This window comes from Aeromonas sp. 600948 (assembly GCF_049174875.1).
In the GTDB taxonomy this organism is placed as follows: domain Bacteria; phylum Pseudomonadota; class Gammaproteobacteria; order Enterobacterales; family Aeromonadaceae; genus Aeromonas; species Aeromonas veronii_A.
On record NZ_JAAKTY010000022.1, the window covers coordinates 14,046 to 36,550 of the forward strand.

At 51.8% G+C, this 22,505-nt stretch carries 22 protein-coding genes; 15 read left to right on the forward strand and 7 right to left on the reverse strand.

Features of this window, described 5'->3' with window-relative positions; all coding sequences use genetic code 11:
- Positions 1–3: 3 nt before the first annotated feature.
- Together G5182_RS16580 and G5182_RS16585 are read left to right on the forward strand one after the other, a co-directional pair.
- A complete protein-coding gene (locus tag G5182_RS16580) occupies positions 4–1,230 on the forward strand; it encodes an O-antigen ligase family protein (RefSeq protein ID WP_227341634.1) in 1,227 nt (408 codons plus the stop codon).
- A complete protein-coding gene (locus tag G5182_RS16585) occupies positions 1,227–2,303 on the forward strand; it encodes a glycosyltransferase family 9 protein (protein ID WP_227341633.1) in 1,077 nt (358 codons plus the stop codon). Before G5182_RS16580 ends, G5182_RS16585 begins: the two co-directional genes overlap by 4 nt.
- 38 nt (positions 2,304–2,341) lie before the next feature.
- On the opposite strand, the gene G5182_RS16590 is transcribed toward G5182_RS16585, so the two are convergent.
- On the reverse strand, positions 2,342–3,319 hold the full coding sequence (locus tag G5182_RS16590; protein ID WP_216952610.1) for a hypothetical protein: 978 nt from the start codon (positions 3,317–3,319) through the stop codon (positions 2,342–2,344).
- Between the two features lie 52 nt (positions 3,320–3,371).
- A complete protein-coding gene (locus G5182_RS16595) occupies positions 3,372–4,433 on the reverse strand; it encodes a glycosyltransferase (protein WP_216952611.1) in 1,062 nt (353 codons plus the stop codon).
- A 236-nt stretch (positions 4,434–4,669) separates the two neighbouring features.
- Between G5182_RS16595 and G5182_RS16600 the strand changes: the two genes are divergently transcribed.
- The 7 genes from G5182_RS16600 (at position 4,670) to G5182_RS16630 (ending at position 10,914) form a co-directional block, all read left to right on the forward strand.
- Complete coding sequence (locus G5182_RS16600; RefSeq protein WP_321537298.1) at positions 4,670–5,881, forward strand: 3-deoxy-D-manno-octulosonic acid transferase; 1,212 nt, start codon at positions 4,670–4,672, stop codon at positions 5,879–5,881.
- A gap of 198 nt (positions 5,882–6,079) precedes the next feature.
- Positions 6,080–6,901 carry a helix-turn-helix transcriptional regulator gene (locus G5182_RS16605; RefSeq protein ID WP_005357044.1) on the forward strand — a complete coding sequence of 274 codons (822 nt, stop codon included), beginning with the start codon at positions 6,080–6,082 and terminating at the stop codon, positions 6,899–6,901.
- A 40-nt stretch (positions 6,902–6,941) separates the two neighbouring features.
- Positions 6,942–7,577 carry a LysE family translocator gene (locus G5182_RS16610; RefSeq protein ID WP_227341631.1) on the forward strand — a complete coding sequence of 212 codons (636 nt, stop codon included), beginning with the start codon at positions 6,942–6,944 and terminating at the stop codon, positions 7,575–7,577.
- 57 nt (positions 7,578–7,634) lie between these two features.
- On the forward strand, positions 7,635–8,765 hold the full coding sequence (locus tag G5182_RS16615; protein ID WP_227341630.1) for an ABC transporter substrate-binding protein: 1,131 nt from the start codon (positions 7,635–7,637) through the stop codon (positions 8,763–8,765).
- A 390-nt stretch (positions 8,766–9,155) separates the two neighbouring features.
- A complete protein-coding gene (locus G5182_RS16620) occupies positions 9,156–9,812 on the forward strand; it encodes a DUF3313 domain-containing protein (RefSeq protein ID WP_040069930.1) in 657 nt (218 codons plus the stop codon).
- 100 nt (positions 9,813–9,912) lie between these two features.
- On the forward strand, positions 9,913–10,275 hold the full coding sequence (locus G5182_RS16625; RefSeq protein ID WP_042054283.1) for a cystatin domain-containing protein: 363 nt from the start codon (positions 9,913–9,915) through the stop codon (positions 10,273–10,275).
- A gap of 126 nt (positions 10,276–10,401) precedes the next feature.
- Positions 10,402–10,914: a cupin domain-containing protein gene (locus G5182_RS16630; RefSeq protein ID WP_158114114.1), complete on the forward strand. Its 513-nt coding sequence runs from the start codon at positions 10,402–10,404 to the stop codon at positions 10,912–10,914.
- Between the two features lie 102 nt (positions 10,915–11,016).
- Here the strand turns inward: G5182_RS16630 and G5182_RS16635 are convergent, their stop codons facing one another.
- On the reverse strand, positions 11,017–11,517 hold the full coding sequence (locus G5182_RS16635; protein ID WP_158114113.1) for a DUF1993 domain-containing protein: 501 nt from the start codon (positions 11,515–11,517) through the stop codon (positions 11,017–11,019).
- Positions 11,518–11,828: 311 nt separating this feature from the next.
- Between G5182_RS16635 and ydfZ the strand changes: the two genes are divergently transcribed.
- From ydfZ to G5182_RS16650, 3 genes are all read left to right on the forward strand, one after another.
- Positions 11,829–12,026, forward strand: coding sequence for a putative selenium delivery protein YdfZ (ydfZ, locus tag G5182_RS16640; protein ID WP_158114112.1), 198 nt, complete (start codon positions 11,829–11,831; stop codon positions 12,024–12,026).
- Between the two features lie 202 nt (positions 12,027–12,228).
- Positions 12,229–12,666, forward strand: a complete 438-nt coding sequence (locus tag G5182_RS16645) for a DUF2846 domain-containing protein (RefSeq protein WP_017788673.1) — start codon at positions 12,229–12,231, stop codon at positions 12,664–12,666.
- 70 nt (positions 12,667–12,736) lie between these two features.
- Positions 12,737–13,426, forward strand: coding sequence for a hypothetical protein (locus tag G5182_RS16650; protein ID WP_227341629.1), 690 nt, complete (start codon positions 12,737–12,739; stop codon positions 13,424–13,426).
- A 157-nt stretch (positions 13,427–13,583) separates the two neighbouring features.
- On the opposite strand, the gene G5182_RS16655 is transcribed toward G5182_RS16650, so the two are convergent.
- The 4 genes from G5182_RS16655 to uvrD form a co-directional block, all read right to left on the reverse strand.
- Complete coding sequence (locus tag G5182_RS16655; RefSeq protein WP_227341628.1) at positions 13,584–14,405, reverse strand: hypothetical protein; 822 nt, start codon at positions 14,403–14,405, stop codon at positions 13,584–13,586.
- Positions 14,402–14,770 (reverse strand): hypothetical protein, encoded by a 369-nt coding sequence (locus G5182_RS16660; RefSeq protein ID WP_227341627.1) that lies wholly within the window; start codon positions 14,768–14,770, stop codon positions 14,402–14,404. Before G5182_RS16660 ends, G5182_RS16655 begins: the two co-directional genes overlap by 4 nt.
- Before the next feature lie 46 nt (positions 14,771–14,816).
- Positions 14,817–15,872 (reverse strand): hypothetical protein, encoded by a 1,056-nt coding sequence (locus G5182_RS16665; RefSeq protein ID WP_227341626.1) that lies wholly within the window; start codon positions 15,870–15,872, stop codon positions 14,817–14,819.
- A 185-nt stretch (positions 15,873–16,057) separates the two neighbouring features.
- Positions 16,058–18,229: a DNA helicase II gene (gene uvrD, locus G5182_RS16670; RefSeq protein ID WP_041209786.1), complete on the reverse strand. Its 2,172-nt coding sequence runs from the start codon at positions 18,227–18,229 to the stop codon at positions 16,058–16,060.
- Between the two features lie 506 nt (positions 18,230–18,735).
- Between uvrD and G5182_RS16675 the strand changes: the two genes are divergently transcribed.
- The 3 genes from G5182_RS16675 (at position 18,736) to G5182_RS16685 (ending at position 22,503) form a co-directional block, all read left to right on the forward strand.
- Complete coding sequence (locus tag G5182_RS16675; protein ID WP_005340803.1) at positions 18,736–19,734, forward strand: BMP family lipoprotein; 999 nt, start codon at positions 18,736–18,738, stop codon at positions 19,732–19,734.
- An 85-nt stretch (positions 19,735–19,819) separates the two neighbouring features.
- Positions 19,820–21,385: an ABC transporter ATP-binding protein gene (locus G5182_RS16680; RefSeq protein WP_069555542.1), complete on the forward strand. Its 1,566-nt coding sequence runs from the start codon at positions 19,820–19,822 to the stop codon at positions 21,383–21,385.
- Positions 21,385–22,503, forward strand: a complete 1,119-nt coding sequence (locus G5182_RS16685) for an ABC transporter permease (RefSeq protein WP_179902910.1) — start codon at positions 21,385–21,387, stop codon at positions 22,501–22,503. The genes G5182_RS16680 and G5182_RS16685 overlap by 1 nt, the downstream gene beginning before the upstream one ends.
- Positions 22,504–22,505 lie beyond the last annotated feature (2 nt).

The window sequence follows — 22,505 nt, forward strand, 5'->3', positions numbered from 1 at the left end:
CTTGTGAATTTAGATAATAATTGCCTACGACTAAATATTATTGTGCAATTTGCAGCTTTTTTATTTGGCGCAATAGTTTTAACGGTCCCCAGTGGCTATGGATATGGGCCCAGCATTTTAGTTTTGGCAAGTGTTTTTGTCTTTTGGCGTAAAAAATATTATTTGGCAATGAGTTCAGAGGTGAAAATATTATCATATATATTCATCTCTTTTTTTGTCATCCAAGCAGTATCAATCGGGATTGATGGTGGCGCTCTCAAAGAGTTAGACCGACCAAGTCGCTTGTTAATGGCTGCAATGACCTTACCTTTATTAAGTGTGTTCCCCATTAACATAAACGTTCTTATTGCTGGCCTCTCTATAGGAGCAGTGAGTTCAGGTCTAATCGCAATATATGAAAAGTTTTATCTTGGAATGCCTCGAGCTTTTGATGAAAGCATGCCAATTCAGTCAGGAAACATCAGCATGACATTGGCATTGTTATGTCTGTGTGCTTTTTTCTGGTTCCGCCATTTAGGGAAGAAAAACATTGCTGCCTTTATGCTTCTTTCATTTTTAATGGGGGGGATAGGCAGTTTTCTCTCCGGGACCAGAGGTGGCTGGGTTTTACTTCCAATCGTCTTGTTTACAATAGTTTTTTATTTTAGAAAACAGCTATCCCTCAAAGATGGTCTCTATGCAAGCACTGTATGTGCCTTGTTGCTTTTCTTGGCTATGCTTCCGCAAAGTGGCGTAATGGATAGGATATATAATGCAAAAGCGGATGTTGTTCATTATTTTGATGGTGTGAATCCGGATACATCTCTAGGCATTCGATTGCAGTTGTGGGAAAGTGCATATAACTCTTTTTTGGAAAAACCAATTTTTGGTTGGGGAAATAACGGCATTCGCTTATCACAATTAAACCAATATAATAATGGTTCTATATCCGAGTTCATTTATAATTTTAACTCACATGCACATAATCAATTTTTAGATGAATTGGCTAAACGCGGCATTATAGGCTTCTTGATGTTAGCTCTGCTGTACTTTTATCCACTTTGGGTTGCGAGTAAAAATAGAGATAACTTATTGGTCAGTAGTATGTTGGCGGTTTCATCATTAACTCTTGTTGATTATAGCTTGAGTCAAGCATTTATAAGTCATAACTCCGGGATGATATTCTTCATGTTTTTATTTTCGGCTTTAATTACCACAATAAAGGTATCGCCTTTGGAGGGAAGAAAATGATTAAGAAATTGCAATCATGGCGCGATATCATTCGTCGTAAAATAGGGGTTGTGCTTTTTGACCGATCTTTGAAATCAGCTTCAAGTAAAGATGGTGCTATAGTCTTTGTTCGTTGGGATGCCAAATTGGGGGATGCCATAGTATCATCTTGGGTCGCTCGTGAAATAAAAAAGAAGTTTCCAGGCAAAAAAGTAGTTGCAATTACAACCCCTGAGATGAGGTCTTTATTTAAAAACCAATTTCTTTTTGATGAAGTTTATTCTATTCCGAAAAGACCAAGTTATGCAGCACTCGCCTCATTGGCTAGAGATATAGGAGATATTGAATATCTTGTTCATCTTACTAATGAAATGAAGATGAAAGATATTTTCTTTATCTCAAAATTATCTGTAAAAAATGTTATTGGTATAGATGACAAAATAAAATGTGTGAATATTAAAATTGGTCATTTAACCAAGAATATTCACTTCTCACAGAAGTTTGCCTTGGCCGTTAATAAAATGGGGGTTGATAACCCCGATACAGATTATATTGTTCCAGAATATCTTGAAGATGAGTCAAGCGTTAAATCTAGCTGGCCTGATAATCCCACAATCTGTTTTAATCCTTACGGTAGTGGCAGCTCACGAACATTTAATGATGAAAAAATTATCGAGATCCTGAAGGTTATGTTGAGCAAGCCTGGATATAATGTATGTTTGCTCTATCCACCGATAAAGAAAATTGAAACAGAACACAATATCAGGAGAATGCCTGATATCTTAAGGGAAAGAGTTATCACACATGACTCATCCCATTCTTTAGGTGTTCTATTCGCTCAAATAAGAAATAGTATCGGTATCGTGTCTGTAGATACGGCGACAGTACACATTGCCGCAGGGCTGAAAAAACCTATATTTGGAATATATAATGATAATTTTGGTAAAGGTGAAAACCGGGAGTGGTTACCAAATTTTGAGAAAGCCATGGTAATGTATGTTGATGCCAAAAAAGAACAAAATGTAAACTACATTAATATGGAGGAGTTTGAGAATCAATTTAATGATTGGTATGTTCAGTACATAGCACAATAATTTAGATTTCTGCACCATAGCCTGGTGCAGAATAAAAATTAAAGCATCGCCTTTATGTATTTATTTACCCATATATCTAGTCTGTATTGATTTTTTATCTCGTCAGATATGTGATGATAAGGGATCGTTAAAAAGTCAGGTGAGACTTTTAGATCTGTATCTGTTATGCAAAATATATTGTTGGGATGAAAGAACGGAAATGTCTCTGCGGTATTGTTATTTGATATTATTTTTTGTTCATAGGCAAGAGACTCAAAGAATCTAAAAGACAAGCCTTTTTGTGACTGGTATCCTATATCAAGAATACAGTGATAAGCCGATGAGATTGCCAATAGTTCATCACCAGTAATTGGCTTGGTAATTATTTCGATTCTCTTGTCTCTTATTTTTTTGATCTTTCGGTGGTGATCAACATAAATCATGATTTTAATTTTTAAGTCTGGGTTGGCATCCAGAAATGCAGTCATAAAGGCGTAGCGTTCACGATCAAAGCTAAAAATACCAAACACATCACCATCATAGTTTCTGTTTGGTTGGAGTGGGGTTAAATTCTTTTTATAGTAGTTAGTTACTGGTGTAAAGCCATATTTTTTAACATCTTGCGGATCAAAGCTCAAAACTTTATCAAAAAGTGAAATGTTTTTGATATTATTTGGCATTCTGAGAGTACTGTCCCACAGGTGGCAAATCATCCTGTTGGTGCATTTTTTGAGCTGTGTCAGATGTTCTGCCGTGTAAATATCAGGATTAGTGAGGATAGTGATATCAAAGTGGCGGTTTTTTGTAAAACCATTCAAAAACTGGGTGGTCGACAGCCAGCTTCTTTCTTGTTTTAAATTTCTTTTAAACAGAGCCTTTGAAATTAAGTTTGATATTCTCTCTACTGGGTGCAGGTAATCATATCTAGATATTTCTCCATTCTCAATAAATGTAACCACGTGTCCTTGTTGTCGCATCTCTTCAACTATCGGGGTAATGAGCCCTGCGTTATCAATACCTATTAATAGGATATTCATTGGATTAGCTCTCAAAATGACATTTCAATGTTATTTCATTAAATTTAATAAACTAAAGTGACATAAATGATTTTATGGTCTCTGTACTAGAGAATGGGCTGTAAAAATGATCTGGTATATGCATTTTATCAATATCCATACGAGATATTTTTTGCGCTATTTTGGGAATGTCAAAAAGGGAGCAAAGGTTATCTTGCAGTGGCCCAGTAAGAATTTCTGCCGGTCCAGACGGGCAATCCACGCTGATTACCGGGGTATGGCAGATGAGTGCTTCAATAAGCACTGTTGGCAGCCCTTCAGCATCGGATGTCAGGATGAGCGCCTGAGCGGTTTTGATATAGGGGTAGGGGTTCTTCTGAAAGTCGATGATCTTCACCTTGTTGGCAAGGTTCATCTCCTCGATCATGGCTTCAATGTGAGGGCGTCGCTCCCCTTTGCCCATCAGAACGAGTGGCGTAGCAACGCCGCTTAGCTGATATGCCTGCAAGAGACGATCGTGGCGTTTTCGTTCTTCGAAAGTGCCGACATGGATGAAATACTTGTCGAATGGCTTGTTGAAAGGCTCATCGGCCAACGCCTGAATTTTCTCGATATCAAACGGATTGTAGATAACCTGACACGATTTTGGTGTGGCTCTTACATTGTGCAAAATGTCGTCCGCGATGCCTCGAGATACGCAGATCAGTTTCTTGCCATTATAGAAACGCTTGAATTTTTCATATCCTTTGGCATTGTCTTTGGCAAAGCCGGTGACATTTCCGTGGATCCAGTAATAAATATTCAGTGTATCAGGCAGGTGTCTGGTAATTTTGTCACATGAGCATGAGATAATTACGTCAGGCGAGATCTCTTGGACTTTTTTCAAGATCAGAGATGCTTGTATTTTTTCAACCGCAACATTGGATATGGCTTTAGTCAGCTTTGTGACAATGCCAAGATTAATCGGGTGAATGTTGTCAGGTAGCGTATGGTCTATTTTTTCCCGCAAGGTAAACAAGGTAACATCGACACCTGCATCTTTTAGCAAGGATGCGGTATTGAGCAGAACCTTTTCCGCACCACCACCATACAAGTCTTCAACAATGAATAAAAACTTTTTAACTGGTGGGGTCATAACTGCTCCGCGGGTCTCATAACTGACTGGTAAATCTACTAAAAATGTGAATCGTAAACGAGCAAAATCAGGTGGCAACTGTTAAAGTCGTTAGCAATTTTTTCAATAGGTGTAGATCAATGATTGGTCTTAGTGGGCGCTACCATAACGCATTATTCGCGGTCTGTATATTTGCTGGGCTGCTGCTCTCCTGGTTGTTTACTGTTAATCAGCTCCTCACCGGCGACCAGACCCAGATGCTCTACAAGGGTTACCTTGGAGCCTATGAGGGGGTCTGGCTCAGCTATGGCAATGCGGCGAGTGCGGTGGGCAATGTGCCGGGGAGCTTGTCGTCCTGGCTGATTGGTGGGCCGCTGCTACTGTGGGATTCTCCCTATGCCCCCATGGTGTTGCTGCTGGTGATGCGGTTGGTCGGTTTTCTGCTATTTGATGCGGTTATCCGCCAGGTGTTTGTTGACCCCGTATCGAAGGGCAATGCGCGGTTGCTGTTTCTGGTGCTCTGCTGGCTCAACCCCTGGTTCCAGTATGAGAGTTTGCTCTACAACCCCTCCTATCTCTTCCTCTTCTCGGCCATGCACTGCTGGTCGGCTTGGCATATGCGCGAGCGGGCCTCCTTCTGGCACATGATTGTTCATCTGCTGGCTATCGGTATGGCGATGCAGTTGCACTACTCCTGGCCGTTGCTGGCTGTGATCTCCACCTACCTCTTCTGGCGCCGAATCCTCAAGGTGAGCTGGAGCGGGGCGGTGGTCGCAGCCCTGCTGATCGGTGCATCTCTGATCCCTTACGCCATGGAAGTGATGAGCAACAGCCATATCACCCAGAACGTCGATCCCGAAGCGCGTCAGCGCTATATCGGATGGGGGCTGGTGCATGTCTATCCGGTGCTGAAATCGGTGATCTACTGGCTGCGTTACGGCTCCTGGCTGTTTGCCAGCAAGCTGGTCAACGACACCCAGTTCATCTGGCTGGCGGGTCATGAATATTTGCAGATGACAGCAGTCTGGCTGTGGCGGGTGGTGATCTACGGGGTGGGCTCTGCCACCGTGTTGCTGGCGGCCAAGGCCAACTGGCAACTGTGGCGGGATCTCAAGCCGCGTCTGCTGCGCAGCGACCGTGCATCAGTGGACGGCACGAGCTGGCTCGGCCTCTATGCGCTGGCGGCCGTATTGGCTGTGCTGGTGAGTGCGGCGCTCTCGCCCATCATCTTTAACTATTGGCACCTGATGCTGATATTCCCCTATGCCCTGTTCCCGATCCTGCTGTTGCTGGTTAGCTGGAGCCGCAACCATCCTCAGTGGGTTGGCAAGGGGCTGCTGGCAGCCACCCTGTTCTGCACCGCTGTGAACCTGATTGCGGCGAGCGACAGCACCAAGTTCTCCTATCAGGCGGACTACAAGCAGCAGGTGCAGGAGTATTTGCAGGAGATGAAGCTGCAACCCAAGTAACTGGGTTGTGTGATCAGTCGAAGGGAGGCGTAATGCCTCCCTTTGCTTTTTCCGTAGCTCAATAAGCGGGTTGTGGTTGCCGGTTATCGCTGGTGGCGTAGCCGACCTGCTTTGGTTGCCATTGCACCAGCTGCAAAGGCATAGCCGGAATGCAATAATCTACAAGCTTTCAGCTTGTTTGCGGTGTATCTATAACCCATGAATACCACCGATTCCCTCATCCGCTACTGGCAATCCCCGCACCTGCCGGGGGTCGAGCTGTCGCACTCTCACCACAGGGCGTTCAGCTACGGCCGCCATGTCCATCTCGACTACCATATCGGGCTGGTGCAGCGGGGTGGCCAGAAGTTTATCCATAAGGGAAATAGCCACCATCTGGTGCGCGGGGTGCTCTCTACCGTCAACCCGGACGAGGTGCACGACGGCCTCAGCCTGCTGCCGGAAGGGTATGAGGTACGGGTCTTCGCCATCGATCCGCAGCAGCTGGCGCTCTGGCTGCCGGAGCAGCCGGAACCCTTCTTCGACAAGGGATTGCAGAGCCGCCCCGACCTCTATCAGGGCTTTGCCCAACTGCACGGCTATCTCGACAACCCCAAGGCCGATGGCCTGCTGATCGAGAGCCAGCTGCTCGCCCTGCTGGGGGAGCTGCTGCATCTGGCCCCCGAGGTACACCAGCTGGCGGATCCCCAGTTGCGATTTCTGCGCGACTACCTGATGGCGGCCCTCGACGAGCCCCACTCGCTGGAAGAGCTGGCGGGGCTGCTCGGGCTTGACCGTTTCGCCTTCCTACGCCAGTTCAAGAAGCGCAGCGGCATGACCCCTTATGCCTGGCTGAAACGGCTGCGGCTGGAGCAGGGCAAGCGGCTGCTGGCGAGCGGCATGGCGGTGAGCGAGGTGGCGCTGGCGGTCGGTTTCTTCGATCAGAGTCACTTCCATCACGGCTTTCGCCAGGCATTCGGTCTGACACCCGCCGAATTTCGTGCCCAGATGCAATCTTTTACAAGCCGCGCCCCCCGCTGATCCGCCATGCTGGCTCTCCGTCGTTAAAGCGAGAGTTGTTATGCTGACCAGTTTGTTCGTTACCCTCGGCCTGATGCACCTGATTGCACTGGCCAGCCCCGGCCCCGATTTCGCACTGATCCTGCGCACCAGCCTGCACCGGCCGACCGCCCTTGGCGCGGCGCTGGGCATCTCGCTGGCGATCATGGTGCACGCCACCCTGAGCCTGACCGGGATCAGCATGCTGATCGCCAGTCACCCGCTGCTGTTTATGGTGATCAAGTGCTGCGGCGCCCTCTATCTGGGCTGGTTGGGGTGGGGCGCCCTGATGGCGGCTCGCCAGCAGAGCAGCACCCTGATGGCCAGCGCCGCCAACGAGCTGCGCGGCTGGGGCAGGGGCGTGCGCACTGGCCTTGCGACCAATCTGCTTAACCCCAAGGCGCTGGTGTTCTTTATCGGTCTGCTGGCCGCCATGGTGACGCCAGAGGTGGATGGAATGACCCGCAGCCTGCTGGTGGGCGAGCTCTTCATCATTTCCCTCTGCTGGTTCGGGCTGCTGGCGTGGAGCCTCTCCACCGATCGTGCCCAGCGCCTGCTGCTACGGGTACAGCGACCACTCAATCTGGTGACCGGCGTGCTGTTTGCGGTGGTCAGCCTCTCCATTCTGGCGAGCATGGGCGCCGAGCTGATAGTCTGACGAGTCGGCGCATGGGCCTATACTCCAACAAGGTTTACCTGTCAGGAGTACCCGGCCATGCGTCTACTGCCTCTTTGCTGGTTGTTGGGGATGACCCCGGCGCTGGCGGCCCCGGTTCATCTCAAATTGCTGGAGTGGGGCTATCTGCCAGCGGGTTATGAACAACAGTTTGCCGACTATGCCAAAGCCCATGGGGTGGAGGCGACGGTCAGCCGGATCGAGCCGCTGCTGACCGATTTCGACAGCGTCTACCGCGCCCTGCGCACCCGCAGCGCCGATGTGGTGCTGCCGACCAGCTACTTCTACAAGGCCCATCACCAGCCGCTGTTCAAGCTGCTGCTCCCCATCGATTTCAATCGCCTGCAGCACTACCCCGAGGTGAAGCCCGCCCTCAAGAACACCGAGTATGACAAGCAGGGGGAGCGCAACTACTCGGTGCCCTTTTCCTACGCCATGTTCAGCCTCGCCTATGACAGCAAGCAGGTGCCGCAAGCGCCCACCAGTTGGCAGGTGCTCGCCAACAGCTCGCCGCCCGGTCAGTTTGCCGAGTTCTGCGACCAGTTCGAGCCGCTGCTCTTTTCGGTACTGCTCTCGCTGGGCAAGTCGCCCGCCCTGTTTGCCAGCGGCGAGATGCTGGCCGACAAGACCTTGCAGCAAGAGGTGGAGCAGCAGCTCTCGCAGCGGCTGCGAGCCAGTCGCGGCTTCTGGTTCAATCAGGCCAACCGCTGCGAGGATCTGCGCCAGCAGACCTTTGCCACCACCTGGGGGCTGGAGCTGGTGGAGTGCAACAAGCAGAACGAGCAGCAGTGGCGGATCGCCATGGTGCAGGAGGGGGCCATCTATGCCCTCGATGCGATCTCCATCGCCCGCCATGTCGGGGATGATCCCGCACGGCTCAAGGCCGCCTACCTGCTGGTGGATTTTCTGCTGAGCGCGCCGCTGCAACGCCAGATGCTGGTGGGCACGCCCACCATTTCGGCCAGCAATATTGCCTCCCGGCCACCCCTCAGCCCGCAGGAGCAGGCGGTGCTGCCGGATCGCCCGCTGCCGGAGTTTGACGAGCGGCTGCTGGTGCCCGCGTTGCCCGCCCATATCAAGAATCGCTACAAACGGATGGTGCAGCAGGCGATCGTCGCCAGCGGCAAAGAGGGGCTGGTCAAGCAGTGCCCCTGGGATCTCGATAACTGATGGGTGTGCCTGTCGCTTCTCCGGCGGCAGGCAAGTTTGCGCAAGATGGCTGATGATCGGTCATCGCGTGTTCCAGGGAATTCCCCCGTTCAACTCACGCCGCCCGCTGGCTCGCATCGTTTGAAAAAACTGAGCGCTTACCGCAGCCCCATTTAGCCGGATTAAACAACCGAACCCTCGCCAGATTGCCGTTCGTACCTTGGCTGACCCTGTACAAAAGTGCCGCAATTGTGACAACTTGGATGTGAGCTGAACAATCCTGATCTGTCCCTTGTGGGAAGGTGATGAATAGGTTATTTCTCTGTGACATTGGCGGCATCCGGCACGGGTTCTCCAGCCATGTGGTGCGAAATCCACAGCAAAAACAAACAGTAAAATGCAGGAGCAAATATGAAAAAGGTCGTGATGGTTGCCGTGGCTGCAGCCCTTCTGGGTGGCTGCGCCGTCAAGAATCAGGTATCCCACAGCTTGCAGGCGATCCCGCTGACAGCCTTCCAGCAGAGCGAGAGCAACCCCAATCAGCGTGTCTACAAGGAGCCGGGCGTTGACCTGCGCCAATACAATGAGGTGCTGCTCGATCCGCTGCAGTTTATCCGGCAGGAGAACGGTCAGTGGTATCTGCTGACCGCCAACGAACAGAACCAGATTGGCCGCTACTACCACGACAAGTTCCAAAGCGAGCTGATCAAGCAGGGCGTCAAGATCGCCACCGCCCCCGGCCCGAAAGTGATGCGGATCCAGGCCGCCGTCACCAACTTCGACCTGACCCGTCCCGACCCCAAGCTGCGTGACCTGCTGCCGGCCAAGATCGCCATCAACGTCACCCGCGAAGTGATAGGCAAGGAGCCTTACCTGCTCAAGGTGGGCAGCATGGCCCAGTTGCTCGACTCCCAGAGCGGCAAGCTGCTGGTGCGGGTGATGGATGCCCGCGAGAGTACGGATACTACCCACAAGGATGAGCCCATCACCGCCGAGGAGATGGAGAAGATGATCGACCAGTGGGCGGCCAGCCGCGCCAAACAGCTGGCGGACAATCTGGGGCGCTGAACGATTGGTGCGTCCAAGCGGGGCGCAGCGGGAGCCTTTTGGGCTGCAATAATGGCAAGATGTTGATAAGGTGGTCATTTTGCAGGCAGGAGAAAATGATATGAAACGTGTGTTGTTACCCATCCTTGTTGCTGGCCTGTTGAGTGCCTGCAGCACCTCGTCACCCACGCCGGAGTGTGCACCGATGGCGGGTGGCTGGCAGAGTCAGCCGTTGCCCAATGCGGAAGGGGAGGCTGCGCTGGCCAGCGTGCTGGCTCGCATGAACACGGCCGCCAAACTGCAGAGCATCCGCGAGGTGCGCAGCCAGGTGGTCTCCGGGGTCAACTACGACATCGAGTTCCAGCTCGACAACGGAGAGGTGTGGAACACCCGTGTCTATCGGGATCTTGCCGGCAACTACCAGATGACCCGCCCGGCTGCACAGGGCGAGCTTCCTCCCTTGCCTTGCGTCAAGGCCAAGTAATTCCTGCTTGTTGAGCCTCTCGTCAGAGGGGCTCATCTGACCAGAAAATTTCTGCTTTTCTCCCCGCATTCTGGCAGTCAGGATGACCCCTCCCGTGACTGCATCCTCAATAGAAAAGGAACCGCTATGAATCGCCACCCCTGCATCAAACACTGGAGCGAGCTGCAAGAGCAGGAGCCGCGCTACTACTCCGGCAGTCAGGAGCCCCTTTCTCGCGGCTGCGCCCTCGGCAAACACTTCGGCTTTAGCCGCATCGGCATTCACCACGAGATCGTCGAACCCGGCCACCGTACCAGTTGGCCCCACGCCGAGAAGACCGAGGATGAGTTCGTTCACGTGCTGGAGGGGACGCCGGATGTCTGGCTTGACGGCGTGCTCTATCGCCTGCAACCGGGGGACTCGGTCGGTTTCAAGGCCGGTGACGGGCTGTCCCACGCCTTTATCAACAACACCGAAGAGACTGTCCGCCTGCTCTGCATCGGCGATACCGATCGGGAGGACAACCGCATCCACTATGCCGTGCACCCCGAGCGCAATATCACCCTCGGCAAGCTGCACTGGGATGACGTCCCCGAGCGCGAGCTGGGGGATCACGACGGCCTGCCCGACAAGCTGCGCGAGAGCAACGGCCCCTTCTAGGGCGCTTGCCCTTCTGTGCACCAGATCTGCACCACCCGATATAAAAAAGCCTGCCGCTTGGCAGGCTTTTGCTATCTGTTTGCCGCCTGTAGCGAGCGGCGCTTATTGCAGGTTGAGCCCGCCCAGATAGTCACGCTTGCCGAGATCGACCCCGGCGCGGCGCAGCAGGGCGTAGGCCATGGTGAGGTGGAAGTAGAAGTTGGGAATGCCGTACTCATGGACGCAGGTATGGCCATCCATCCCCTTGCCACCCGCCCAGTGGGGCACGTAACGACCGCTGGCATACTGGCTGTAGTCCGCGTCCAGCTTGCCTTGCAGATAGGTGATGGTCTTGCCGATATGGGCGCGCAGATCGGCGATGGTCTTGGGGTCATCGCCCATGGCCGGCAGCTCGCTGTGGCTGGCGGTGGCCACCACGGCGCGGGCCGAATCGCAGCAGATCAGCACCTGCTTGGACAGCGGCAGCATATCGACGATCAGCCGATCGCCGAAGAAGTTCTCCACGTTGAACTGCTTCGCCGCGGCGTGGGCCTCGGCCTTGGCCAGACAGTGATCCAGATTGGTCAGCATCTTGATGAACTGGGCGGTAATGTCGCGATTCATGAGCACTCTCCATCTTGTTGAAACAGCGGCCCGCTTGCGCGGCCACGGTGAATGAGACTGGCTAATCGGCCACCAATATACCCCAACCGCTGCCGGGTTCGAGCCCGCTACGATGAAAAGGGCAGGGCAGCGCTACTTCGCGCGACAACCGCTGGCCAAGGGGCCATGCTCGCTTTCTGAACCTGTGAGTCCCTTATCGCCCCTTTTTTGATCTGTGACATAAATCACCTTTTTTCAGGGGCGTAGGCTGAATGCGGTTGTCCTGGACACGCGCCTGCGCATCCGCCAGGACACATGAAAAGGAGAATGAAATGAAGATCTATGACCGTAACCGCAATGTGCTGACCCCGGGTCAGCGTGTCATGATTGCCGCCACTGGCGCAGTCGATTTTCTGAAAGAGGCCCACACCGACAATATGACCCCCTATCAGGCGGAGCATGAGAAGTGCGTGCTGCTGGCAAACTCCGGTGAGCGCTACGCCCCCATCGAGTTGATTAGACTAGGCTGATCCCTTTCCCTGTCACCCTACTCTTTACAATTCACCCGGCCACCGCGCCCCATCTGGCGGCCGGGTTTCTGATTTCCCCCTTCATCCCACCAAATGTTGAAAAATTGAACCGGGTCACACCCCGCTCGATTTGAGCGATTGTCAGCCAGAGCAGGCTCATGCGAACCTTTAAACCCCGTTAACTCACTAAAAAATAACGACTATGTTCAGGCAAATAATGATGAGTGCCGCCCTGCTGTCGGCGGCGCTGCTTTCCGGTTGTGCTTCCGTGCCCATGGCCGATGCCACCGCAGACGCGCAGGCCAAGCAGTTTGTGGCGCCCAAGGATGCGGCCAACCTCTATATCTATCGCAACGAGACCTTCGGGGCGGCCGTCAAAATGCCGCTGCTGGTGGATGGTATGGCGGTCGGCGATACCGTGGCCCACACCTACATCCTCAAGCAGGTGACACCGGGCAGCCACACCATCACCTCCAAGTCGGAGAACGATGCCACCCTGACCCTCAGCACCGAGGCGGGTAAAAACTACTACGTCTGGCAAGAGGTCAAGATGGGCCTGCTGATGGCCCGCTCCAAGCTGAGTCAGGTCAGTGAAGAGGAAGGCAAACAAGGGGTGATGGAGAGCAAGTTGGTTAAGTAGGTTGAGCCCAGCCATGATATATGGCTGGGATGAATATATTTAGGCACATAGATCTTGGATAGTTTTAATTATGACGTTTAGAGATGGATATGGAACTGCAGTATTATCAATTATAAATAGCCATTATCGCTATGAGATAAAAAAAAGAAATGAGCTAGCTAAACAAAGAGAACGACATATAAACAGTGTGTTCAAGTATATGGTTATTTTTCCATTTTTATTGTCAATGCTGTTTCTATTTATAAAGAGCTTTTTAAACAATGATTTTATTGTGATAGCAGGGTTAGTTTTCCTTACTATTTCATACGTCGGAATTATTGTTCAAAATATCATGATGTTATTTGTGAATAGATTGGATTTTATAGAGTTATTCTCTAGTCCGTTTAGCTTAATAATAAGTAATGCTGTTGCTACCGTTCGTTATGAATCCGTGCTTTATCGAGCACTAATGTATCGTTCAACTCAAGAGATTAAATATATATTGAATAGATTAAAAGCAGAGAGAAATGTACTTAGCAATAAAATTGCATTATTAATAGGCGGCATAGAAAAGATAGGCCTATTCCCAGGGTTGGTTGCGATGTTTATGTCATTTGGGCAGCTTGGAAGTAATAATGTACCATCTTGGGTTGAGCCCATTGCATATGCATCCATAGCGCTGTATATTTTCGGCTTTTTGTTTCATAACGCGATAATCAGAGCTGATGAAAGAATACAGCTCCTTGATTACATTGTCGATTTAAAAGAAAAACAAAGTTAAAATGCATGTGTTAAATATTAAGCAGAGAGTTCCAGGATGAGGTAATAATTTTATAGAGCGAAAAGTGTTAATTCACGTTCTGTTGGGATATGATGAATTTAATATCGTAGCTATGCTCGGTAGTTAATGTTAGGTGTGTGTGGTTTTATACGTTATATTATGATGGGTCTAACAAGCGTTCAATGATAGAAATAAGTCTTTTATCGTAAATATCCTTGCCTATAATTTCGTTGTGGTAATAATCCTCTAGCTCATTTAAGGCAATGTTTTTCCTCAACGATTTATTTGTGGTAGCACTTTTATCCATTGGACAATAATAAAGGTCTACAAAAAAATGTTTTACTGATATGGTGTCGCCAGATAATAATTCATGTACGGACTCTATAGTCCTTGCTGACTGGTCACTCAGTTTTATGACAGATGTTGAAAATATAGATGAGATATTTTCAGAAAAAATATCTTCTTTTTTGTCTGAATAATCAACCCATCCACCATCTTGTTCAATAAATGCAGCCCATTCCTTGTATATTTTCATACAACCTTTTTTCTTTACATATATTAGCATTCCTGCATTTTTGTCTCGCGTAGCATATCTAGTAAGTAGTTGTAACAAACCTTCAAATACTTTCTGACTGTTATAGGCAATCTTTGCTTCTGCAATCCATTTGTATTCACCGTGCTGGACTGTTAGATCGACAGCTCCATTCTGCTTAGTTTGTTCTGCAGCTTTGTAGCCAGCTTCACACAAGCACGCACTAATTAAATGAGTTATTGAATCCTCATCATAAAAACTAAACTTGTCACGTGATGACTCCAGATGTCTTTCAATAATTTCTTGTATTTTAATCTGTAACTTATAAACGAAATCATCATAAGATAGCTTGCCGTCACGAACACTATTGAATTTCGCAAAATCAGCAAGTTGATCACGACCTTCAGCCGTGGATAATAAGTGAGAGAATAGAGAGAGATCATTCATTCGAATATGTCATCAACAGTATTACAATAGAACCCGACTCTCTCTCGAGTATAACAGTCTATTTCTACACCAGTATCTAAGCTAACAGGAACAAATTGTGGATCGCTTATACATTGTAGAAAATCGTCAATAGATATTTCAATGTCACTACCATCCGGATCAAAATAACAGTAAGTTACAGTTATTATCCCATCATCGAGAGAGAAAAAATTAACTATATCTAATGCGATAGCTACAGATTCGCAATTAGTTATCTGTATTATTTTGGACAGATAATAATATGAGGTGGATGGATGGGCCTCAATGTAATCTAAAAAAATATTATAATAAGGCCATAAGGCGCTACGGTCATCTGGAATGACCATACTTAGCGCCTTTATTTTTTCTCTCTTTTTTTCTAGGAGAGACATGTTAATCTAAAATTTTTATAGAATCTTCAATTATTCTTTGCAGCATAATTGAGTTCTCTGGTTTAACAATTTGCATTGACATGCAATATTTCAGCTCCCACGCATTTTTATGTGGGAAAAAACAGTATTCTACTTCATGCTTCCCTTTTGAATAAGGTGCTCTAATCTTTATTGCACGACAGACATATTTATGCTGGTTTTGTGTATCTGCGACAGTTTGAGTACGTGCACAGTATCTTTTATTTCTTATTCCTTTGAGTTCAGCATCATTGCTATCTTCCTCAGTAGTGAGAATCGCATGTGCTACACGCCCAATAGATTTATCTTTATATACTTTTTCAATGCATTGATAAAAGTTATAGTTTTCAGCAGATAATTTAATATCATGAGTGTGCATGCTATCGAGAAATTCTGTACGTAAAGAATACATTGCATCCTCAATACCACGTGATGCAATTTTATCAGTGACCCTCAACTCAAAACGATGATAGTCTCTAGGTACAAATACACAGTTGTAATATTGCACCTTTTGCATTGCGCTATCTACCGCTCTTGCAAACTTATTAACTTTCTCTTTTGTTACATACGCATATACACAACATATCCCATCCCCAAAATCTGAGACCTTACATAAGTGATGACCAAGTGGAAGTTCAGGGTGTTCATCGAATGAAACCCGTTTGGGATAAGCGATAGAAAAAGCATTTGCGATATCTATACCAACTAGTGCTTTAAGTTGCTGGTATACACTCGCATGTTGTTCTTTGGATGTTTGATAAATATAGTAATGATGATTGGCTGAGGCAATTACTCGATCTACCAAAATCTCTAAGTTAGAGAGGGTACATTTTTCTTTTGCAGAGGATTTCAGATCATCTAAGATATACTTAGTTGTCATTTCCCATCTATTCGAAAAAGAAAAACCGTACTGTTCTCCAACAATCTTCGCGAATACCTGTTCTTCTGTTTCTTTTAGTCCTTCAATATAGCGAATAGCTAAGGACTCAATGGTGTTTTTTTGAATACCGCTATTTTGAAGAGCTACCGCTTGATTCATTGAGCATCCTAGTATTTTGAGTACAGTTACAGGCGGACTCATATTATCCTCTATTGCTCATTGATATCAATTAAAACATCAGTTACTCAACTCGAAGGTTGCAAAAACGTACCGTGTAAGTGTTACGCTGCTCAGACAATCAACCCGGCTTAGGCCGGGTTGATTGCATCAAAAGGTAGGAAAAATCAGAGCGCTTCCAATCTGGCATAGGCTGTCACCAGCCACTTGGCGCCGACGTCGTCGAACTGGATCTGAACCCGGCTCTGCTGGCCGACCCCTTCGAAGTTGAGTACCACCCCTTCGCCGAATTTTGGATGGAGCACCCGCTGGCCGAGCTTGATACCGCTGGCGTCGAAGCTCTGCTGCACCTCGTTCTGGCTAAAGCGGCCGTACTGAGTGGGGCGGCTGACCTGGGTGCGCAGCCGGATCTCTTCCAGACACTCGGCGGGCATCTCGCGGATAAAGCGGCTCGGCTTGTGGAACATCTCGCGGCCGTAGATGCGGCGGCTCTCGGCATAACAGATGTAGAGCTTTTCCATGGCGCGGGTCATGCCGACGTAACAGAGGCGGCGCTCCTCTTCCAGCCGGCCCGACTCCTCGGTCGATTGCTGGCTGGGGAACATGCCCTCTTCGACGCCGACCAGCAGCACCAGCGGGAACTCCAAGCCCTTGGCGCTGTGCAGGGTCATCAGCTGTACCGCATCGGCATATTCGTCCGCCTGATTCTCGCCGGACTCCAGCGCCGCATGGGCGAGGAAGGCGGAGAGATCGCTCATATCTTCCAGCTCGTCCGGGCGCTGGTACTGGCGGCAGGCGGTGACCAGTTCGTCCAGGTTCTCTACCCGCGCCTGGGATTTCTCGCCTTTTTCCGCCAGATACATCGCCTTGAGGCCGGAGTTCTGGATGGCGATATCCGCCTGCTGGTGCAGCGGCAGCATGGCGACCTGCTCCTCCAGCGCGTCGATCAGCTCGACAAAGCCGCGCACCGCGTTACCGGCGCGACCGGTCAGCACCTTGTCGTTGAGCAGGGCCTTGGCCGATTGCCACAGGTTGAGCCCCTGATCGCGGGCGTTGCCGCGCAGGATCTCAAGGGTGCGATCGCCGATGCCACGGGTCGGGGTATTGACCACCCGCTCGAAGCTGGCGTCGTCGCCACGGTTGTTGATAAGGCGCAGATAGGCCATGGCGTCTTTAATTTCCTGCCGTTCGAAGAAGCGCAGGCCGCCGTAGATACGATACGGCATGGCGTCCTGCATCAGCGCCTCTTCCAGCACCCGCGACTGGGCATTGGAGCGATAGAGGATGGCGCAGTCGGCCAACAGGCCGCCCTTTTCCTTCCAATCCTTGAGACGGCCGACCACGAAGCGCGCTTCGTCCACCTCGTTGAAGGCGGCGTAGAGGGAGATCGGCTCGCCCTCGGCCCCTTCGGTCCACAGCTCCTTGCCAAGGCGCTCGGCGTTGTTGGCGATGACGCTGTTGGCGGCCTTGAGGATATTGGCGGTGGAGCGGTAGTTCTGCTCGAGGCGGATGGTCTCGGCCCCCTGATAGTCGGTCAGGAAGCGCTGGATGTTCTCGATCTTGGCGCCGCGCCAGCCGTAGATGGACTGGTCATCGTCGCCGACGATCATCACCTTGCCGCTGTTGCCCGCCAGCATCCGCAGCCAGGCGTACTGGATGCCGTTGGTATCCTGAAACTCGTCCACCAGGATGTTCTGGAAGCGGTCGCGGTAGTGCTCGAGGATGTGCGGCTTGTTGAGCCACAGCTCGTGGGCGCGCAGCAAGAGTTCTGCGAAGTCCACCAGACCGGAGCGATCGCAGGTCTCCTGATAGGTCTTGTAGATCTGCTGATAGGTGCGGGTGACGGGGTCGCCGTAGAGGTCGATGTCGCCGGGGCGCAGCCCCTCATCCTTCTTGCCGTTGATGTAGCCCATCACGGCGCGCGGGGCCCAGTGCTTCTCGTCCAGATTGAGCGCCTTGAGCACCCGGCGGATCAGCCGGTACTGGTCGTCGGAGTCGAGGATCTGGAAATCCTGCGGCAAGCCCGCATCCAGATGGTGGGCCCGCAGCAGGCGGTGGGCGATGCCGTGGAAGGTGCCGATCCACATGCCGCGCACGCCGTCGCCGATCACCTTCTCGACCCGACCGCGCATCTCGGCCGCCGCCTTGTTGGTAAAGGTGACCGCGATGATGGAGAAGGGTGAACAGCGTTCCACCTGCATCAGCCAGGCGATACGGTGCACCAGTACCCGGGTCTTGCCCGAACCGGCACCGGCCAGCACCAGCAGGTTGCTGCGGGGCGCCGCAACGGCATCTCTTTGCTTGTCGTTGAGCCCGTCGAGCAGGGTTGAAACGTCCATCACCACTCCTGTTTATTTATACAGGCGGGGATTATACGGCCATCCCCCTGCCAGACCAAATCCAAACTCGGGGGGAGGGGCGAGATGGGGGCTTGCGGGGGCGCCGGTGCGGCCATTTTTGGCTGGCGCAGAGAGAACGGGACGGGGAGGTTTCCAGCTGTAGCCAACTCTTGCTCGTGCGGTTTGTGGGGATTTTGCGAGCCGGATCACGGGCTTGCCGGGGGGCTGGATGAATAAGAGGGGAAAACGGTTTACAGTAACTTGCTGAACAATAAGAGAAATGTCGTTTGGGTCTTTTGGTTGTTAGCATAAAAAACTGAAAAGTAGCTAAAAAACAACTGCTTATAAGGTTATTTGCTTAGAATTCAAACCGTTAACGCAAACGTTTTTCCCTTATCATTTGCTTGACCCGCATCGGGGCTGACTTAGAGTAAGCCTGCGTGCTAGATAGCCTGCTCTGACAGGCAAGCAAGTTCCCTCACTTAATAACAATCAAGGATACGATCGTGACTAAAGTGCTCAAGCTGGCCACTGTGGCCTCCCTCACTCTCGCTGCTCTCTCTGCTCAGGCTGCTTCCGAGCCAGCCGTCATTTATGACACCGCGGGCAAGTATGACAAATCATTCAACGAAGCCGTGTTCCGTAACGGCGTCGAGCTCTATAACAAGGACAAGGGCGTCAAGGTCAAAGAGTTTGAACCCCAGAACGAAGCCCAGCGCGAGCAGGGTCTGCGTCGTCTGGCCAGCCGTGGCAACGGCCCGATCGTGGCGGTCGGTTTCAACATGGGCTCTGCGGTAGAAAAAGTGGCGACCGAGTTCCCGAAAACCCAGTTCACCATCATCGACATGGTGGTCGACAAGCCGAACGTCCAGTCCGTCATCTTCAAGGAGCATGAAGGTTCCTTCCTGGTGGGTGCACTGGCTGCCATCGCTTCCAAGAGCGGTAAGGTCGGCTTCGTGGGCGGCATGGATATCCCGCTGATCCGCAAATTCCAGTGCGGTTACGAGCAGGGTGCCAAGTTCGTCAATCCGAAGATCGAAGTGTTCCAGAACATGGCGGGCTCCACCCCGGCCGCCTTTGCTGACCCGGCGAAAGGTGCCGAGTTGGCCAAGTCCCAGTTCGCCAAGGGCGCTGACGTGGTTTACGCCGCAGCTGGCGGTACCGGTATCGGTGTCTATCAGGCAGCCAAGGACAGCGGCAAGTTCGCCATCGGGGTGGATTCCAACCAGAACCACCTGCAACCGGGCACCATGCTGACCTCCATGGTCAAGTCTGTGGGTCTGGCCGCTTACCAGACCTGGGATGACGCTGCCAAAGGCGAGTGGAAACCGGGTATCAAGAACCTGGGTCTGGCCGAAGGCGGTGTGGATTGGGCGCTCGACAAGGACAACGAGAAGCTGATCACCCCGGAAATGAAAGCCAAGGTAGATGCCATCAAGGCTGAAATCATCGCTGGCAAGGTCAAGGTTCATGACTACATGAGCGATAACACCTGCAAATACTAATTAGATAGTTGCTACGACTCTCAACGCACCACCGGCCCGCACGGGCCGGTTTTTAGTCTTATTTCATGAAACGCAGGGCTGCATCATGGACCAGACAGATCGCTATGCCATCGAATTAAGAGGTATCGATAAGCGGTTCGGCGAAGTGTACGCCAACAAGCTGATCGACCTTAAGGTTCGCAAAGGCAGTATCCACGGCATTGTCGGCGAAAATGGCGCCGGTAAGTCCACCCTGATGAGCATCATTTATGGTTTCTACCATGCCGACAAAGGCGAGATGCTGATCGACGGGAATCCTTTCAAACCCCATGGCTCACAAGATGCGATTGCCGCAGGCGTGGGCATGGTTCACCAGCACTTCATGCTGGTCAATAACTTTACCGTATTGGAAAACGTCATCCTCGGCGCTGAGAACGGCTGGCACCTTCAGCAGAGCGTGGCGTCAGCCGAAAAGTTGCTGGGCGAACTGGCGCGAGATTATGGCCTCGACGTGCCGCTGCACGAGAAGGTCGAAGATCTGCCGGTTGGCTTGCAACAGCGGGTCGAAATACTCAAGGCGCTCTATCGCGGCGCCCGCATCCTGATCCTCGACGAGCCGACCGGGGTACTGACCCCGCAAGAGGCGGATCACCTGTTCGAGGTGCTGAAAAAGCTGCGGGATCAGGGGGCGACCATCATCCTTATCACCCACAAGCTGCGGGAGATCCTGGCCATTACCGATCAGGTCTCCATCATGCGCCGTGGCGAGATGGTGGCCCACGTCGCCACCAAGGATACCGACAAGGAGCAGCTGGCCGAGCTGATGGTGGGCCGCAAGGTGCGCCTCAAGGTCGACAAGGGGCCAACCCAGCCCGGTGAAGCCAAGCTGAAGATCGAAGGGCTCAGCTACGTCGACGCCAGCAAGGTGGAGCGGGTCAAGTCCGTCAGCTTCGAGGTGCGGGCCGGTGAAGTGGTCGGCATTGCTGGGGTCTCCGGCAACGGTCAGTCCGAACTGCTCAGCCTGCTTGGCGGCATTCTCAAGCCGAGCAAGGGCAGCTTCACCATCAGCAGCCGCAGCGGCGTGCACAAGGTGAGTGCTGAGCACCCGGCTGATCCCGAGCTGGTGCGCAACTACGGCCTCGGCCATGTGCCGGAAGATCGCCACAAGATGGGGCTGATCAACCGCTTCGAGGCGAAAGAGGCCTTTATTCTCGGTTATCACCGTCGCCCGCAATACAACAAGGGGTGGCTGCAGAACAAGGAGGCGATCCAGCAGGATTGCCAGGCCAAGATGGAGAAGTGGGACGTGCGCCCGCCCCATCCCGATCACAAGACCGCCAACTTCTCCGGTGGCAACCAGCAGAAGCTGGTGATCGCCCGTGAAGTGGAGCAGGACCCGGATGTGCTGTTGATCGGCCAGCCGACCCGCGGGGTCGACATCGGCGCCATCGAGTATATCCACCAGCAGATCATCGCCATGCGCGACAAGGGCAAGGCGGTGCTGCTGGTGTCGGTGGAGCTGGACGAGATCATGAGCCTCGCAGACCGGATTCTGGTGATTGCCGATGGTCGCATCGTCGGCGAGCTGGATGGTGCCAAGGCGGATGAGCGCACCATTGGTCTGATGATGGCGAACATAGTGCCGGATGAAGTTGCCAAGGAGGCCCACTGATGAGCCAAGTACGTATTCCTGCCTGGGTCTCCGTAGGCGTCTTGTCTGCGGTCAACATCCTGCTGGCCTTCCTGGTGTCGGCCATTCTGTTCTACTACCTCGACATCAACCCGGTCGATGCCGCCAAGATCATGTGGTACGGCGCGTTCGGCACCGGTGAAGGGGTCGGCTTCACCCTCTACTACGCAACCGGCTTTATCTTTACCGGTCTGTCGGTGGCGGTCGCCTTCCACGCCGGTCTGTTCAACATCGGTGGTGAAGGTCAGGCCTATATCGGCGGTCTCGGTGTCGGTCTGGTCTGTCTGATGCTCGGCGATGTGCTGCCGTTTGCCCTGCTGTTGCCGCTCTCCATCATTGCCGGTGGTCTGTTCGGTGCGGCCTGGGCCTTTATTCCGGCCTGGCTGCAAGCCAAGCGCGGCAGCCATATCGTGATCACCACCATCATGTTCAACTTTATCGCCGCCTCGCTGATGGCCTATCTGCTGGTGGAGGTGTTCAAGCCGCCCGGCTCGATGGCGACCGAGAGCAAGGTGTTTGCCGAAGCAAGCTGGCTGCCCAAGATGAGCGGGCTGGCGAACCTGTTCGGGATGGAGATCCCCAACAGCCCCCTTAACATCAGCTTCTTCTGGGCGCTGATCTGTGCGGTGCTGGTGTGGGTCTTTATCTGGCACACCCGCTGGGGTTACGAGATCCGCTCGGTCGGTGCCAGCCAAAGTGCCTCTGCCTACGCCGGTATCTCCTATCCCAAGGTGGTGATCCTGGCGATGGTCATCTCCGGCATGCTGTCGGGCTTCTTTGCCCTCAACGTGCTGCAGGGTGAGCTGCACCAGATCAAGCTCAACTTCGTGGAAGGGTTCGGCTTCACCGGTATCGCGGTGGCGCTGATGGGGCGCAACCATCCGGTCGGCGTCATCATCGCCAGCCTGCTGTTCGGTTTCCTCTATCAGGGGGGCGCAGAGCTCAGCTTCGAGTTCGGTGTCGACCGCAACATCGTGGTGGTGTTGCAGGGTCTGGTGATCCTGTTCTGTGGCGCCCTTGAGCACATGATGCGTCCGCGCATCGAGCAGCTCTATCTGGCGTTTGCCAACCGCTCAGCCGCGCAAGCTAAAGGAGTCTGATC